Below are 16335 nucleotides of genomic sequence, written 5' to 3'. Positions count from 1 at the left end.
CAACACGTTAAGCGCGAGTCTACGAAGCGTAAATGACAAAACTATGGCAGAAATGTGACAAGGCGCCCCGCAGAGCGCCGGAAAGATTAGCGTCGGTTATTCCAGACGGTCTGCACATTACAGAATTCACGCAGACCAAAGTGCGAGAGTTCGCGACCAAAGCCGCTCTTCTTCACGCCGCCAAACGCCACCCGGGCATCGCTGGCGCTAAAGCCGTTGATAAAGACACCGCCGCATTCCAGACGTGCGGCCATCTCCAGTGCCCGGGCTTCATCGGCGGTAAAAAGTGTCGCCGACAGACCAAAGTCACTGTCGTTTGCGAGTTCCAGCGCATGCTCAGCGCTCTTCGCTATGGCGATCGCCGCAACCGGCCCGAACAGTTCTTCGCGAAACGCCGTCATCTCAGGGGTTACGTTAGTCAGCACCGTGGCCGGATAAAAGTTACCGGCTCCGGAAGGCATCTCACCGCCAAGTCGTAACTCAGCGCCTTCGGCAATCGTCGCCTGCACCTGCTGATGCAACTCGTCACGCAGATCGGCACGCGCCATCGGTCCGAGTTCGCTCTCCTCCGCCAGCGGATCGCCCTGCTTCAGCGCGGCGGCAGCCGCCACAAAGCGCCCGATAAAACACTCTGCGATCCCCTCTTCGAGAATAAAGCGTTTCGCCGCCGCACAAACCTGCCCACTATTTTGGTAGCGTCCGGCCACCGCCGCCTGCACTGCCAGATCCAGATCGGCATCGCTAAGCACAATAAACGGATCGGAACCTCCCAGTTCCAGCACACATTTTTTCAACGCGGCTCCGGCCTGAGCGCCAATGGCTGCCCCTGCACGCACGCTACCGGTCACCGTCACGGCCGCAATCCGCGCATCGTTTATCAATGTGCTGACGCCCTGATTATCCGCATTCAGCCAGCCGTAGACGCCGACGGGTATCGCTGCATCAGCAAAAACCTGGCGGATGATTTGCGCGCAGCCAATAACGTTCGGCGCAGGCTTAAGCAGATAGCCATTACCGGCCAGCAAAATCGGCACCGCTCCGCGCAGCACCTGCCACAGCGGAAAATTCCACGGCATGACCGCCAGAATGGTACCTAACGGACGATACTCAATGACCGCCTGTTGGTTTTCCACCTGCGTGGGTTCAGCGTCCAGCATTGCCGGGCCGTGTTCTGCATACCAGTCACACAGTGCCGCCGATTTTGCCACTTCTGCACGCGCCTGTTTAATCGGTTTGCCCATCTCACGGGTAATGCACTGTGCCATCTCTTCGCCACGCACGCGTAAGGCCTGGCCGATGTCACGTAATTTCTGCGCCCGATACGCCACCGTAGTCTGTTTCCAGTCGCGAAATCCCACGGCCGCAAGCTGTAGCGCCTGTTCAATGTCCTGGGCCGTAGACCACGGCAATGCTGAAAGGCGTTCGCCATTGTACGGGTTGGTGGAAATGGCGTGGGTTGCCGGTGAAATCGTCATACAGTCTCTCCATCGTTCTTGATGCGATCATCATGGACGCATTTACTCTTTCCGAAAAATGAATAATATTAACCAAACTATTCACGATGAGAGAACATTATGGATCTGACCCAACTGGAGATGTTTAACGCGGTTGCCGAAACGGGCAGCATCACCCAGGCAGCAGCGAAGGTGCACCGTGTCCCCTCCAATCTCACCACCCGCATTCGCCAACTGGAGGCCGATCTCGGCGTCGATCTGTTTATTCGCGAGAATCAGCGCCTGCGCCTTTCCCCCGCCGGGCACAACTTTCTGCGCTACAGTCAGCAGATCCTCGCGCTGGTTGACGAGGCGCGAATGGTTGTCGCGGGTGATGAACCCCAGGGGCTGTTCTCACTGGGCGCGCTGGAAAGTACCGCCGCGGTACGCATACCGGCTACGCTTGCTCGCTACAATCAGCGCTACCCCAAAATCCAGTTCTCCCTGGCGACCGGGCCTTCTGGCAACATGCTGGACGGCGTGCTTCAGGGTCATCTCAATGCCGCCTTTGTGGACGGACCGATTACCCACCCCGGTCTTGAAGGGATGCCGGTGTATCAGGAAGAGATGATGGTGGTTACGCCGCACGGTCACCCGCCAGTGACACGCGCCAGCGAGGTCAACGGCAGTCACATTTACGCCTTTCGCGCCAATTGTTCCTATCGCCGCCATTTCGAAAGCTGGTTTCATGCCGATCGGGCAATGCCAGGCACGATCCACGAAATGGAGTCCTATCACGGCATGCTGGCCTGTGTGATCGCCGGTGCCGGTATCGCGTTAATCCCCCGTTCGATGCTGGAAAGTATGCCCGGACATCAGCAGGTTGAGGCCTGGCCGCTGTCCGGTAACTGGCGCTGGCTGACGACCTGGCTGGTCTGGCGGCGCGGGGCGAAGATGCGCCAACTGGAGGCGTTCATTGAGCTGCTGACGGAACAATGCTGAAAACGAGATCTGAATCACAAAACGGTTGTCTTTTCATCAGCAAACGTTTTAAGATCGCATCCTCTCCTTTTCGCAACGAACCGATGCACTCTTATGACAACTCAAACGGTTTCCCGCAAAGTCGCGTGGTTACGGGTCGTTACGCTGGCTATTGCTGCGTTTATTTTCAATACCACAGAATTTGTCCCCGTGGGTCTGCTTTCCGACATCGCACAGAGTTTTAGTATGCAGACCGCACAGGTCGGGATCATGCTGACGATCTACGCCTGGGTAGTCGCGCTGTTGTCCCTGCCGTTCATGTTGCTGACCAGTCAGGTTGAGCGGCGTAAGCTGCTGATATGCTTGTTTGTGCTGTTTATTGCCAGCCATGTGCTCTCGTTCCTGGCGTGGAACTTCACCGTGCTGGTGATTAGCCGCATCGGGATTGCCTTTGCGCACGCGATCTTCTGGTCGATTACCGCCTCACTGGCGATCCGCCTTGCTCCCGCGGGCAAACGCGCTCAGGCATTAAGTTTACTCGCCACCGGAACGGCGCTGGCGATGGTGCTGGGCTTACCGCTTGGTCGTATTGTTGGTCAGTATTTTGGCTGGCGAACCACCTTCTTCGCCATCGGGATGGGGGCATTCATCACCCTGATTTGCCTGATCAAGCTGCTGCCGAAATTACCAAGTGAACATTCCGGCTCGCTGAAAAGTCTGCCACTGCTGTTCCGCCGTCCGGCGCTGATGTGCCTCTATCTGTTGACGGTGGTGGTGGTGACGGCGCACTACACCGCGTACAGCTATATCGAACCGTTTGTGCAGACTGTTGCCGGGTTGAGCGCGAATTTCGCCACCGTACTGTTACTGGTGCTGGGCGGTGCAGGCATTATCGGCAGCATCATCTTTGGCAAGCTCGGCAATCACCATGCCTCGGCGCTCATCGGCATCGCCATCGCGCTGCTGCTGCTCTGCCTGGTATTGCTGTTACCTGCCGCTGACAGTGAATCTCATCTGGCTGTTCTGAGCGTTTTCTGGGGGATTGCCATCATGGTGATTGGCCTCGGGATGCAGGTGAAGGTGCTGGCGCTGGCTCCGGATGCCACGGATGTAGCGATGGCGCTGTTTTCCGGCATTTTCAATATTGGTATTGGTGCGGGCGCGCTGGTGGGAAATCAGGTGAGTCTGCACTGGTCGATGTCAACCATTGGCTACGTGGGGGCCGTTCCGGCACTTGCCGCGCTGATCTGGTCGGTGATTATCTTCCGTAAATGGCCGGTCTCATTAGAAGAACAACCACAGCATTCCTGACAGACAGCCCGGTCATCGCGACCGGGCTTTTTGATCAGTAGGTTTTAATAATTTCCAGCACGCCGTTAATAATAAACTGCACGCCCATACAGACCAGCAGAAAGCCCATCAGCCGGGAAATGGCTTCAATACCGCCCTTGCCCACCAGACGCATAATCGCCCCGGAACTGCGTAAGCATCCCCACAGGATCACCCCCACCAGGGCAAAGATGAGCGGCGGCGCGACGGTAATCACCCAGTCAGGAAAATCCGTGCCGTGACGCACCGTTGAGGCAGAGCTGATAATCATCGCAATGGTCCCCGGCCCCGCCGTGCTTGGCATTGCCAGCGGCACAAACGCGATATTGGCGGTCGGCTCATCTTCCAGCTCTTCCGACTTGCTCCGCGCCTCCGGCGATTCATGCGCTTTTTGCTGCGGAAACAGCATGCGGAAACCGATGAACGCCACAATTAACCCCCCGGCGATACGCAGGCCCGGAATGGAGATACCGAAAGTATTCATCACCAGTTGGCCCGCATAGTAGGCCACCATCATGATGGCAAACACGTAAACCGATGCCATTAACGACTGGTGATTCCGTTCTGCGCTGTTCATGTTCCCGGCAAGGCCGAGAAACAGCGCGACGGTCGTCAACGGATTCGCCAGAGGGAGAATCACTACCAGCCCCAGCCCTATTGCTTTAAACAAATCCATCATATTGGCCGTCATTCCTGTTTCACCCATGTATTAGCGGCAAGTATAAGTGGAAAACCATGAAGTTAGCCATTCTGGTGCTGTAAGCATTCGTTAGCGACCTGAGAGATAACCGCTAATTATCATTAACTAAATAAAATGTGACACAGCGCGTGTCTTTTCGCTTTTAGCAAAACGTGTGATCGGTAAATCCATTCGTTTGACTTATAGTTGCCTGGGCAATATTATCTGCCGTAACTAAATACTTGCCAGGGCAACCATTGTGAAAAGCACCAGTGACTTATTCAATGAAATCATCCCACTGGGGCGCTTGATCCACATGGTCAATCAGAAGAAAGATCGTCTGTTGAACGACTATCTCTCGCCGCTGGATATCACGGCAGCACAGTTTAAGGTGCTCTGCTCTATCCGCTGTGCGGGCTGCATTACCCCGGTTGAACTGAAAAAAGTGTTGTCTGTCGATCTCGGCGCCTTAACGCGCATGCTCGAGCGTCTGGTCTGCAAAGGCTGGATTGACAGACTGCCTAACCCACATGACAAACGCGGTGTGCTGGTGAAACTCACCGAACACGGCGCGGCAATTTGTGAGCAATGTCATCAATTAGTAGGACAAGACCTGCACCAGGAATTAACAAAAAACTTAACGGCGGACGAAGTGGCAACACTTGAGCATTTGCTTAAGAAAGTACTGCCGTAAAACAAGAAGAGGTATGACGATGTCCAGACGCAATACTGACGCTATCACCATTCATAGCATTTTGGACTGGATCGAAGATAACCTGGAATCGCCGCTCTCACTGGAAAAAGTGTCTGAGCGTTCAGGTTACTCCAAATGGCACCTGCAGCGGATGTTCAAAAAAGAGACCGGCCATTCATTAGGCCAGTACATCCGCAGCCGTAAAATGACCGAAATAGCGCAGAAATTAAAAGAGAGTAACGAGCCGATTTTATATCTGGCAGAACGTTACGGTTTCGAGTCGCAGCAGACGCTGACCCGGACATTCAAAAACTATTTCGACGTTCCGCCGCATAAATACCGTATTACCAATATGCGCGGCGAATCGCGGTATTTGCTACCGCTGAACCATTGTAACTAACCATCGCCTGTAAACGACGTAATCGAGGAAATCATGAAACTGTTGTCTTCTGCAATGCTGGCCCTGCTGCTTGTTGTCTCAGGTCAGAGCGTTGCGGAGCAATCCGCGCAGCCCACCACGACAAACAGTCGTGACACGATGATTGTCCCCACTTCGCAGGAACAGTCGCCGTTTGATTTTAATCACATGGGCGCGGGAAGTGACAAGTCCGACGAACTGGGCGTGCCCTATTACAACCGGCACAGCCTGTGATTCGTTTTCGCCCTGCTGAAAAGCGGGGCTTTTTTTATCCCCCTGATCTTTATATTCTTAAAATTTCCCGCAGCGCCGTTTTCGCTCTTCTTTTACGTATTCATTTTATTCAATAGGCAAATTATGCTGCTTCAAGAAAGTTAGCTTATCCCAGTAGCCTCTTTGAAATAAAATTTTATTATTTACTATTTGGAAAAAACCGCAACCTCTCAGACCTAATGGGTCACGCCACTCTAAAATTGCCCATTGTCCATCTTCGAAAATATTTTCAACGATACAAACCATATCCGTGTAAGAAAAATCTTGTTCAAACATTTTCTTTATCGCCTCTTTACCAATAACTGGCTCATTGGCAACCTGATGGTTTATTGCATTCTCATCATATAATTCTGAAATAGTTTCTATATCAGCATTATTAAATGCGTCAACCCATTGGCAAAGTATCTCTTTTGGCGTCATATAATTTACCTCCAACCTGTGAACATTCCCTCGTCGTAACATATCATCAAAAAATTATCAAGTTCAACATTTATTTAAAATATAGCCATTACTTAAAAATAGAGCAGCCTGTACATGGCTGCTCTATTAAAATATCTGTTACTATTTTTAAATTCACTTCTAAGTATTAAATGACAATTGATGATTGTGATAATATTAACGTCAGTTTTTACCTGCCAGGCCTGATCAGCGCAGCGACTTCAGGCAATCCCTGCGCTATTTGCTTTTTCCTACCTACGATCCCCTCACCTGCGCCGTTCTGCGCCAGCGAAAACCAAACACGTTGATGTACAGACCGGCCATGATCAGCATCGCGCCAAACAGCTGTAATGCGCTCAGCGTTTCGTCGAGCAACAGCGCCGCGCTGGCCAGTCCCACCACCGGTACCAGCAGGGAGAGCGGCGCAACACGCCAGGTTTCATAACGCCCGAGCAGCGTCCCCCAGATCCCGTAGCCGACTATCGTGGCAACAAAGGCCAGATAGACCAGCGATAAGATCGTGGTCAGATCGATGGCAATCAGGCTTTCAACGATTTGCGTCGCGCCGTCGAGCAACAGCGATGCTGCAAAGAACGGCAGTATCGGAATCAGTGCACTCCAGACCACCAGCGACATTACCGGCGGGCGCGAGGCATGCCCCATTATTTTTTTATTGAAGATATTGCCGCAGGCCCAGCTAAATGCCGCCGCCAGCGTCAGCATAAAGCCGAGCATCCCGACATGCTGTCCGTTGAGGCTGCCTTCAATCAGCACCAGCACACCAAAAATTGCGAGCGCAATTCCGGCAATTTGTTTGCCCTGCAAACGTTCGCCAAAGGCAAATGCGCCCAGCACGATGGTGAAAAAGGCCTGAGCCTGCAATACCAGCGACGCCAGTCCAGCTGGCATGCCAAACTTGATCGCGCAAAACAGAAAGGCAAACTGACCGAAGCTGATTGTCAGGCCGTAACCGAGCAGCAGCGACAGCGGAATACGCGGACGCGCAACAAAAAATATCGCCGGAAACGCCACCAGCAAAAAGCGCAACCCCGCCAGCATCAGCGGTGGCATTGCATGCAGCCCCACCTTAATGACAACAAAGTTCAGCCCCCAAACCACCACCACCAGTAATGCCAACAGCCCGTCTTTGCGCGTCATACCACCGCTCCGCGAAGTTTAAATTTTTGTAAACAAGTTAAAGTAACGGAAATGAGTAGCCCGCAACAGATCATTAATTCTGGTAGGGATAGCAGTGCACAATAGAACAATTTATCCGCTATACATCACACTTTTGCCGTGTTATTTCTTTACATATCTAAAACAAATATAACGAAACACACTGTCGGGCAGAGAAATGAACAAAACGCTGAGACGATCCACCCTTGCTTTACTCGCCTCCTCACTGTTACTGACGATCGGTCGTGGCGCAACGCTGCCCTTCATGACCATTTATCTGAGTCGCCAGTACGACCTGAGCGTGGATCTGATCGGCTATGCCATGACCATTGCGTTGACCATCGGCGTGGTCTTTAGCCTTGGCTTTGGCATTCTGGCGGACAAATTCGACAAGAAGCGCTACATGCTTCTGGCGATTTCCGCCTTTGCCTTTGGCTTTATCGCCATTCCGTTGGTTGATAGCGTAATGCTGGTGGTGCTGCTTTTTGCCCTGATCAACTGCGCTTATTCGGTGTTTGCCACCGTGCTGAAAGCCTGGTTTGCCGACCATCTTTCGCCCGGCGCGAAGGCAAAAATCTTTTCGCTTAACTATACGGTACTGAATATCGGCTGGACCGTTGGCCCGCCGCTCGGCACGCTGCTGGTGATGCAGAGCATCAACTTACCCTTCTGGCTCGCCGCCTTCTGCTCCGCCTTTCCGCTGGTGTTTATCCAGCTTCTGGTTAAGCGTTCTGCCGCCGCCGTTAATAGCGAAAACAGCGTCGCCTGGTCGCCTGCGGTACTGCTGCACGATAAAGCGCTGTTCTGGTTTACGCTGTCGGCGTTTCTGGCCTCGTTTGTTTCCGGTGCGTTTGCGTCCTGTCTCTCTCAGTACGTGATGGTCGTCGCCGATGGCAATTTCGCTGAGAAAGTCGTGGCGGTGGTGTTGCCCGTCAACGCCGCGGTGGTCGTCAGCTTGCAGTATGCCGTGGGGCGCAGACTGACGCCGGCTAACATTCGTCCGCTGATGGGCTTTGGCACCGTCTGTTTTGTCATTGGTCTCGGCGGATTCATGATCTCCGGCAACAGCCTGCTACTCTGGGGCGTATCCGCCGCGATCTTTACGCTTGGTGAAGTGATCTACGCACCAGGTGAATACATGTTGATCGATAACATCGCCCCACCGGGTATGAAGGCCAGTTATTTCTCCGCGCAGTCGCTGGGTTGGTTGGGTGCGGCGTTTAACCCGTTGGCCAGCGGCGTCATTCTGACCTCTTTCCCCGCCTGGACGCTGTTTATCGTCCTGATAGTGGCGATTATTGTCGCGTGGGCGCTGATGCTTAAAGGCATGCGGGTCAGACCCTGGGGCCAACCGGCGTTGTGTTGAGCTGATGTCGTGCAGGTCCAAGGCCTGCACGTCTGTCAGATAGCCACTAAACCGCGTACCCCTTCCGATTCCATATTTTCGCCGCGTCCGCGTTGAATAATGCTACCGCGCGACATCAGCAAATAGTTATCCGCCAGTTCCGCTGCAAAGTCGTAGAACTGCTCAACCAGCAGAATCGCCATATCGCCACGCCGGGCGAGCTGAGCGATCACCTGTCCTATCTCTTTGATAACCGACGGCTGAATCCCCTCCGTCGGTTCATCGAGAATTAATAACTGCGGACGACTCGCCAGCGCGCGGCCAATCGCCAGTTGCTGCTGCTGACCACCGGAGAGATCGCCGCCGCGCCGTTGTTTCATCTCTTTCAGTACCGGGAATAGTGTGTAGATCTCTTCCGGAACCGCTTTCGCTTCGCGTGACGAAAAGCGCGACAGCCCCAGCAACAGGTTTTCTTCCACCGTCAGTCGCGGGAAAATTTCGCGGCCCTGCGGCACATACGCGATGCCCGCCTGTACCCGCTGATGCGGCTTGCGATGGGTGATGTTCTTTTCCTGCCAGGTCACCGTTCCGCTACGCGCCGGTATCAGCCCCATCAGACATTTCAGCAAGGTAGTTTTACCGACGCCGTTGCGACCCAGCAGACAGGTCACTTCACCAGGGCTGGCGTCAAAGGTGACGCCGCGCAGAATATGGCTGCCACCATAATATTGATTCAGTTCATTTACCTGTAGCATCTGTACTCCTTAGCGCCCAAGATAGACGTCAATCACCTGCTCGTTGGCCTGCACCTCACGCAGACTGCCTTCCGCCAGTACGCTTCCCTGATGGAGCACCGTGACGTGGTCGGCGATGGTTTCTACAAAGCCCATATCATGCTCCACTACCATCAGCGAATGTTTGCCCGCCAGCGTACGAAACAGTTCTGCAGTATATTCCGTCTCTGCATCGGTCATGCCAGCGGCGGGTTCATCCAGCAATAGCAGGTGCGGCTCCTGCACCAACAGCATACCGATCTCGAGAAACTGCTTCTGGCCGTGTGACAGCATCCCGGCATGGCGCCCTCTTTCGGTCCGCAGGCGCAGCAAGCCAAGCATCTCATCGATGCGGTCGCGCTGTTCGCTGTTTAGCTTTGCGCGCAGTGACGCCCACACCGATTTATCGTTTTTCATCGCCAGCTCAAGGTTTTCTGCCACCGTCAGCGCTTCGAACACCGTCGGCTTTTGAAACTTACGGCCAATACCCTGACGGGCAATGGCGATCGGATCCAACGCGGTCAGATCGGTTGACTGGTCATACAGCGCCTTTCCGCTTTGCGGACGCGTCTTCCCGGTAATCACATCCATCAGCGTGGTTTTCCCCGCGCCGTTAGGACCAATGACGCAACGCAGTTCGCCAACGCCAATATTCAGCGTGAGATTGGTTAATGCCTGAAAACCGTCAAAGCTGACGTTGATGTTTTCCAGTTGCAGCACCGGGTCCGTCTGCTGGCGATAGCGATCGCCGGGAACCTGGCGGGTAAAAAGGCCTTCATCCGGCTGCATTATTTGTCTCCTTTACGAAACAGGCCAATCACGCCACGGGGTAAAAACAGCGTGACGCCGATGAAGATCAGCCCCAGAAACAGCTGCCAGTATTCCGGCATGATGACGGTAAAGAGGCTTTTGGCACCGTTTACCATCACCGCACCAATGACCGGGCCGATCAGCGAGCCACGCCCGCCGAGCGCCACCCAGATGGCGGCTTCGATAGAGTTAGTGGGCGACATTTCGCTGGGGTTAATGATCCCGACCTGCGGCACATACAGTGCGCCTGCCAACCCGCACAACACGGCAGAGAGCGTCCAGACCAGCAATTTGAAACCTTTCGGGTCATAGCCGCAAAACATCAGCCGGTTTTCCGCGTCGCGCACGGCGGTGAGGATCCGGCCAAACTTACTGCGCGCCAGCGCAAACCCCAGCCACAATGCCAGTACCAGCAACCCTAGCGTCGCCAGAAACAGTCCGATACGGGTGGTGGTAGCAGTGACCGGCAGCCCCAGAAGCGTGGTAAAACCGGTAAACCCGTTGTTGCCGCCAAAACCGGTCTCATTACGAAAGAACAACAACATACCGGCGAAGGTCAGCGCCTGCGTCATGATCGAAAAGTAGACGCCTTTAATCTTCGAGCGGAAAGCGAAGTAGCCAAAGATCAGCGCCAGTCCGCCGGGCACCAGTACCACCAGCGCCATTGCCCACGCAAAATGCTGGGTTCCCCACCAGAACCACGGCAACTCGCTCCAGGAGAGAAAGGACATAAACGCGGGCAGCCCTTCACCGGAGGCCTGGCGCATCAGATACATCCCCATCGCGTAACCGCCAAGCGCAAAGAAAAGCCCGTGTCCCAGCGACAGCATCCCGGCATACCCCCAGACCAGATCCAGGGCGACCGCCACCACCGCATAGCAAAGAATTTTCCCGGCAAGCGTCAATGTCCACACGGAAATCGCCAGCGGATGATCGGCGGGTAGCAAGGCAAGAAACGGCAGCACCATCAGCGCTAGCAGGATAATCCCCGCCAGCACCCGACTGATACGCGGCGCTTTACGCGCCAGTGTTAAGGTCATTGGCATGGTCATTATTCGGTGACTCTCCCTTTCAGAGCAAACAGTCCCTGGGGTCGCTTCTGGATAAACAGAATGATCAACACCAGAATGACAATCTTCCCGAGTACCGCACCCATCTGCGGTTCAAGGATTTTGTTGAACACACCGAGACCGAACGCCGCCGCCACGCTACCGGCAAGTTGGCCGACGCCGCCCAGCACCACCACCAGAAAGGAGTCGATGATATAGCCCTGGCCCAGTTCCGGACCGACGTTACCCAGTTGCGACAGGGCGACGCCGCCAAGTCCGGCAATACCTGAACCCAGACCAAAGGCCAGCATATCCACACGCCCCGTCGGAACACCGCAGCAGGCCGCCATACTGCGGTTCTGGGTCACGGCGCGTACCCGCATGCCCAGCCGCGTTTTGTTCAGCAGCAGCCAGGTGAAGAACAGCACCAGCAGCGCGAACCCCAGCACCACAATGCGATTCCACGGTAGCACCAGACTGGCGTAAACCTGTACGCCACCCGACAGCCACGCCGGATTCGCCACCTCCAGGTTTTGTGCCCCGAAGGTCATCCGCACAAGCTGGATCAGCATCAGGCTGATACCCCACGTCGCCAGCAGCGTTTCCAGTGGACGTCCGTAAAGATGGCGGATCACCCCGCGTTCCAGAATCATTCCCGCGCCTGCGGTAAACATAAAGGCAACCGGCAAGGCAACCAGCGGATAAAAGGCCAGCCACTGCGGGACAAACTGCGCCATCGCCTGTTGCACCATCCACGTACAGTAAGCCCCGAGCATCAGCATTTCGCCGTGCGCCATGTTGATCACTCCCAACAGGCCGTAGGTGATCGCCAGACCGAGCGCCGCCAGCAGCAGCACCGATCCAAGCGACAGCCCCATAAACGCCTGTCCAAGCAGATCGCCAATCGCCATTCGCTGTTGGATACGCGCCAGGCTGTCACTGGCCACCGCGCGCACGCTGGCATCCGGTTCATGCGCTTTGTCAGTAAACGGTTGCAGGCGTGCCTGCATTTCCGGATCGCTGGAGTCGCCCAACAGCATGATCGCCTGACGGCGAATCTCCGCCGATGGACTGGCCAGTTGCAGGTTAGCCAGAACGCGGGTCAGGCGTGATTTCACCTCCGCATCAGTTTCCTGTGCCAGGCGCTGTTGGATAAAAGGCAGCATGGACGGCTGTGCGTCGCGCTGTAGCGTACGGGTAGCCGCCAGCCTTTGTGTGACACTGTCACTAACAAGTTGATGCGTCGCCAGCGCGCCGGCAACAAGAATGCGCAGTCGGTTGGTCAGGCGTAGGGGTTTTAACGTTCCCGTTGGGCTACTGGCCGTTCCCAGAGGCACAACCTGCGTTCCCTCGCGGGTGAAAGCCTGTTTTGTGCTGTCGGTGAGCAGCGCCTCCCGGCTCAGCGCCGTCAGCAGCGGCAAACGCTGAGGGTCAGGTGTTGCCGCCCACTGTTCGAGCAGTTGCGCCTGGATGGTACGGCTGGCGGCGACAAACGCGTCGGCATCGCTGGCCTGAACGAACCCTGGCAGAAGCCCGAACGCCAGCAACAAACCGCGAATAAAGCCCATGGCTTTCATGTCAAGATCTCCAGAAGTCACCCTCTGCGGGAGGGATAAGCACGTTGACAAACCTTGCGACGCTTTCGCCTTATCCGGCCTACATCTGCTTAACCCTGCTCGGTGTAGGCCCGATAAGCTTGCGCCATCGGGCATGTCGCCGTCTGCCCCCGCCGAAGCGGTTGATTTTAGTTGCTGGCGGTTTTCACTGGTTGTTCTGATTTCTTGTCATTACCGGCAATGAACGGGCTCCACGGCTGGGCGCGAACCGGTTCTTCAGTCTGCCAGACGACGTTGAACTGACCATTGCCTTCAATCTCGCCAATCATCACCGGTTTATGCAGATGGTGGTTGGTGGCATCCATCGTCAGCGTAAAGCCCGACGGTGCCGGGAAGGACTGTCCGGCCATTGCCGCCCGAACTTTATCGACATCTGTCGTCCCGGCTTTTTCGACGGCCTGCGCCCACATATGCAGACCCACGTACGTGGCTTCCATCGGATCGTTTGTCACCACGGTGTCAGCATTTGGCAGCTTATGGGCTTTGGCGTATGCACGATAATCGGCAACAAATTTCTGGTTGGTGGCGTTATCGACCGATTCGAAGTAGTTCCAGGCGGCAAGGTTGCCAACCAGCGGTTTGGTATCAATCCCGCGCAGTTCTTCTTCACCCACCGAGAACGCGACCACCGGAACATCGGTGGCTTTCAGGCCCTGGTTTGCCAGCTCTTTATAAAACGGGACGTTGGAATCGCCGTTGATGGTTGAAACGACAGCCGTTTTGCCACCTGCGGAGAATTTTTTGATATTGGCGACAATGGTCTGGTAATCACTGTGACCAAACGGGGTGTAGACCTCTTCGATGTCTTTATCCGCAACCCCTTTCGAATGCAGGAACGCACGCAGGATCTTGTTGGTGGTGCGCGGATAAACATAGTCGGTGCCCAGCAGGAAGAAGCGTTTGGCGCTCCCGCCATCCTCACTCAGCAGGTATTCAACCGCCGGGATCGCCTGCTGGTTGGGGGCCGCGCCAGTGTAGAAGACGTTCGGCGACATCTCTTCCCCTTCGTACTGTACAGGGTAGAACAGCAGGCCGTTCAGCTCCTCAAAAACCGGCAATACTGACTTACGCGACACGGAGGTCCAGCAGCCAAACACTACCGCCACCTTATCCTGGCTCAACAGCTGTCGGGCTTTCTCGGCGAACAGCGGCCAGTTCGAAGCCGGATCAACCACCACCGGTTCCAGCTTTTTGCCTAATACGCCCCCTTTGGCGTTGATCTCATCAATCGTCATCAGGGCCACATCTTTCAGCGGTGTTTCGGAGATCGCCATCGTGCCGGACAGTGAGTGCATAATGCCCACTTTAATGGTATCGGCGGCCTGAACGCTAAAACTGAGTCCCATCGCAGCCACCGAGGCCGAGAGGGCAAACGCTTTGAGTAAGGTACGACGCTGCATAATTTCACTCCTGAAAATAAAAATGCTGTGAGTTCTGGTGCTACCGACAAACAACACGGCGCAAAAAAGAGTTCAGGAGGAATAAGGCAAAAAGGATGCCAGGACGAAGGCAGAAAGGAAAAAGCGTTGGCGTGCGCGGCCTGCAAGGCTTCGCGCGGGGGATGCTCCACAATGTACCCGCGTTGCATTATTTATGTGCAACGCGGTGTGCATTATTGAGGCAACTTACCAGACCTGTTGAGCTATTTCGGTGATAAGTTTGATTTTGTTCCACTGCTGGGCTTCCGTGAGCGAATTCCCCTCTTCCGTTGAGGCAAAGCCGCACTGCGGGCTGAGACAAATTTGCGCGTGGTCGACATATTGTGCCGCTTCCTGCAGGCGTGCTTTTACGCCATCCGGGTTTTCCAGTTCACCATTTTTCGTCGTCACCAGTCCCAGAACCACCTGCTGATGGCCAGGACGGATAAAACGCAGCGGCGCAAAATCGCCAGAGCGATCGTTGTCGTACTCCAGGAAGAAAGCATCGACATTGACGCTGCCGAACAGGATCTCCGCAACCGGTTCATAGCCGCCTTCAGAGATCCAGGTTGAACGGAAGTTGCCGCGGCATACGTGCAGTCCCACCGTCATGTCGGCGGGTTTATCCGCCAGCGCCCGGTTGATCACATCGGCGTAAATTCGCGCCAGCGCGTCAGGGTCGTCACCACGTTCGCGAATTTGCTGGCGCTGAGCATCGGAACAGAGATAAGCCCACACCGTGTCATCCAGTTGCAAATAGCGACAACCTGCAGCATAGAAAGCGTGGATCGCATCGCGCCAGGTGGTCGCCAGATCGTCAAAATAGTCCTTCAGATCCGGATAGACCGTGGCATCGATATCTTTACGTCCGCCGCGAAAGTGCAACACGCTGGGGCTGGGAATCGTCATCTTCGGCTGGGCGTTACCGCTAATGCTCTTCAGATAGCGAAAATCTTCCAGCATCGGATGATCGCCGAACGCCAGTTTACCCGTGACCCGAACGCCATGTGCTTTGGTCTGTACGCCGTTAAACTGAATTCCCTGCTGTGAGTCATAACGTTCGACCCCTTGCAAACCATCGAAGAAATCAAAATGCCACCAGGCGCGGCGGAACTCGCCGTCCGTCACCACATGCAGACCACAGGCGCACTGCTGTTCGACCACCCGACGAATGGCGTCGTCTTCAATGGCGCGCAGCTGCGGTGCGCTTAACTCGCCGCGTGAAAACTGCTGACGAGCCACTTTGATATCGTCGGGACGTAAAAAGCTGCCTACGACTTCTGCGCGAAATGGGGCCTGTTGTCTTTGCATGTGATCTCCTTCGTCGTCAGGCAAAGGTTGCCTGACGTGATAGTTTCTTATTTGAACATTTAGACTTCTGGATGTCTATGCGTCCAAATTGACATACCCTTGTCGGACAGGCAAACGAGATAAATTCATGGCTTATGAAAAAAATTCATCTTCACTCCGCAAGACAGGAAAACGCGAACCCTTCATCTTCCCATCCGGTGATGCCGCCAATCATGACCTTTACCGGTATACCCAGTCTGGCGAGCGTTAATGCCGCGCGGTCGGCACCGTTACAGTGAGGTCCGGCGCAGTAAACCACGAACAGCGTATCCGCAGGCCACTGCGCCATCCGTTCGGCGGTCATCATGGCGTGCGGCAGATGAATCGCCCCGGGAAGATGACGACGTGCAAACGCCTCCGGTTTTCCCACCACGTGAAGTAAGACGAAATCGGGTTCCCCCTTGCGCATACTCTCATGGACGTCGGCACAATCGGTTTCCAGACTCAGACGCGACAGGAAATGGTTGACCGCAACGGTGGATGCGGCGGCGGGAAACTCAGTGACATGACTCATTCTACTTTCTCCTCAGTGACGATTATGTTTACAATAATT

Annotated in this window: 17 protein-coding genes; 6 read left to right on the top strand and 11 right to left on the bottom strand. The window is 55.0% G+C overall.

Features of this window, described 5'->3' with window-relative positions; translation table 11 throughout:
* Nucleotides 1-86: 86 nt before the first annotated feature.
* Nucleotides 87-1475 carry a succinate-semialdehyde dehydrogenase gene (gene sad, locus KI228_RS10745; RefSeq protein WP_061070142.1) on the bottom strand — a complete coding sequence of 463 codons (1389 nt, stop codon included), beginning with the start codon at nt 1473-1475 and terminating at the stop codon, nt 87-89.
* A gap of 99 nt (nt 1476-1574) precedes the next feature.
* Here sad and ptrR point away from each other — a divergent pair, with 99 nt between their 5' ends.
* A complete protein-coding gene (gene ptrR / locus KI228_RS10740) occupies nt 1575-2435 on the top strand; it encodes a putrescine utilization regulator PtrR (RefSeq protein WP_044258879.1) in 861 nt (286 codons plus the stop codon).
* A 93-nt stretch (nt 2436-2528) separates the two neighbouring features.
* Nucleotides 2529-3725 carry a sugar transporter gene (locus tag KI228_RS10735; RefSeq protein WP_044258876.1) on the top strand — a complete coding sequence of 399 codons (1197 nt, stop codon included), beginning with the start codon at nt 2529-2531 and terminating at the stop codon, nt 3723-3725.
* A 34-nt stretch (nt 3726-3759) separates the two neighbouring features.
* Here KI228_RS10735 and KI228_RS10730 read toward each other — a convergent pair whose 3' ends face one another.
* The gene (locus KI228_RS10730; RefSeq protein ID WP_043000722.1) at nt 3760-4422 is read right to left on the bottom strand and encodes a MarC family NAAT transporter; all 663 of its coding nucleotides are present in this window, start codon (nt 4420-4422) and stop codon (nt 3760-3762) included.
* 259 nt (nt 4423-4681) lie between these two features.
* Here KI228_RS10730 and marR point away from each other — a divergent pair, with 259 nt between their 5' ends.
* From marR to marB, 3 genes are read left to right on the top strand one after another with little or no spacing between them, the layout of a single operon-like run.
* Complete coding sequence (gene marR / locus KI228_RS10725) at nt 4682-5116, top strand: multiple antibiotic resistance transcriptional regulator MarR (protein ID WP_043000723.1); 435 nt, start codon at nt 4682-4684, stop codon at nt 5114-5116.
* A gap of 19 nt (nt 5117-5135) precedes the next feature.
* Complete coding sequence (marA, locus tag KI228_RS10720) at nt 5136-5516, top strand: MDR efflux pump AcrAB transcriptional activator MarA (protein WP_139155862.1); 381 nt, start codon at nt 5136-5138, stop codon at nt 5514-5516.
* Nucleotides 5517-5549: 33 nt separating this feature from the next.
* Nucleotides 5550-5768 (top strand): multiple antibiotic resistance protein MarB, encoded by a 219-nt coding sequence (gene marB / locus KI228_RS10715; RefSeq protein WP_043000725.1) that lies wholly within the window; start codon nt 5550-5552, stop codon nt 5766-5768.
* 105 nt (nt 5769-5873) lie between these two features.
* Here the strand turns inward: marB and KI228_RS10710 are convergent, their stop codons facing one another.
* A complete protein-coding gene (locus KI228_RS10710) occupies nt 5874-6227 on the bottom strand; it encodes a nuclear transport factor 2 family protein (RefSeq protein ID WP_044258874.1) in 354 nt (117 codons plus the stop codon).
* A 273-nt stretch (nt 6228-6500) separates the two neighbouring features.
* Entirely contained in the window at nt 6501-7403 is a 903-nt protein-coding gene (eamA, locus tag KI228_RS10705; RefSeq protein ID WP_054177037.1) for an O-acetylserine/cysteine exporter, read from the bottom strand.
* Between the two features lie 196 nt (nt 7404-7599).
* Between eamA and ydeE the strand changes: the two genes are divergently transcribed.
* The gene (gene ydeE, locus KI228_RS10700) at nt 7600-8787 is read left to right on the top strand and encodes an efflux MFS transporter YdeE (RefSeq protein WP_061070143.1); all 1188 of its coding nucleotides are present in this window, start codon (nt 7600-7602) and stop codon (nt 8785-8787) included.
* 35 nt (nt 8788-8822) lie between these two features.
* Here the strand turns inward: ydeE and urtE are convergent, their stop codons facing one another.
* The 7 genes from urtE to KI228_RS10665 form a co-directional block, all read right to left on the bottom strand.
* Nucleotides 8823-9521, bottom strand: coding sequence for an urea ABC transporter ATP-binding subunit UrtE (urtE, locus tag KI228_RS10695; RefSeq protein WP_043000729.1), 699 nt, complete (start codon nt 9519-9521; stop codon nt 8823-8825).
* A 9-nt stretch (nt 9522-9530) separates the two neighbouring features.
* Entirely contained in the window at nt 9531-10328 is a 798-nt protein-coding gene (gene urtD / locus KI228_RS10690; RefSeq protein WP_043000730.1) for an urea ABC transporter ATP-binding protein UrtD, read from the bottom strand.
* A complete protein-coding gene (gene urtC, locus KI228_RS10685; protein WP_044326677.1) occupies nt 10328-11401 on the bottom strand; it encodes an urea ABC transporter permease subunit UrtC in 1074 nt (357 codons plus the stop codon). Before urtC ends, urtD begins: the two co-directional genes overlap by 1 nt.
* On the bottom strand, nt 11401-12975 hold the full coding sequence (urtB, locus tag KI228_RS10680) for an urea ABC transporter permease subunit UrtB (RefSeq protein WP_061070144.1): 1575 nt from the start codon (nt 12973-12975) through the stop codon (nt 11401-11403). Before urtB ends, urtC begins: the two co-directional genes overlap by 1 nt.
* A gap of 167 nt (nt 12976-13142) precedes the next feature.
* The gene (gene urtA, locus KI228_RS10675; protein ID WP_043000733.1) at nt 13143-14414 is read right to left on the bottom strand and encodes an urea ABC transporter substrate-binding protein; all 1272 of its coding nucleotides are present in this window, start codon (nt 14412-14414) and stop codon (nt 13143-13145) included.
* 225 nt (nt 14415-14639) lie between these two features.
* Entirely contained in the window at nt 14640-15743 is a 1104-nt protein-coding gene (locus tag KI228_RS10670; RefSeq protein ID WP_044258865.1) for a cobalamin-independent methionine synthase II family protein, read from the bottom strand.
* A 151-nt stretch (nt 15744-15894) separates the two neighbouring features.
* Nucleotides 15895-16296, bottom strand: a complete 402-nt coding sequence (locus KI228_RS10665) for a rhodanese-like domain-containing protein (protein ID WP_044258864.1) — start codon at nt 16294-16296, stop codon at nt 15895-15897.
* Nucleotides 16297-16335: the final 39 nt, after the last annotated feature.

Source organism: Citrobacter amalonaticus (genome assembly GCF_018323885.1).
Lineage (GTDB): Bacteria > Pseudomonadota > Gammaproteobacteria > Enterobacterales > Enterobacteriaceae > Citrobacter_A > Citrobacter_A amalonaticus.
The sequence above is the reverse complement of the archived record's forward strand: the minus strand, read 5'-3'. Positions and strand labels throughout refer to the sequence as shown.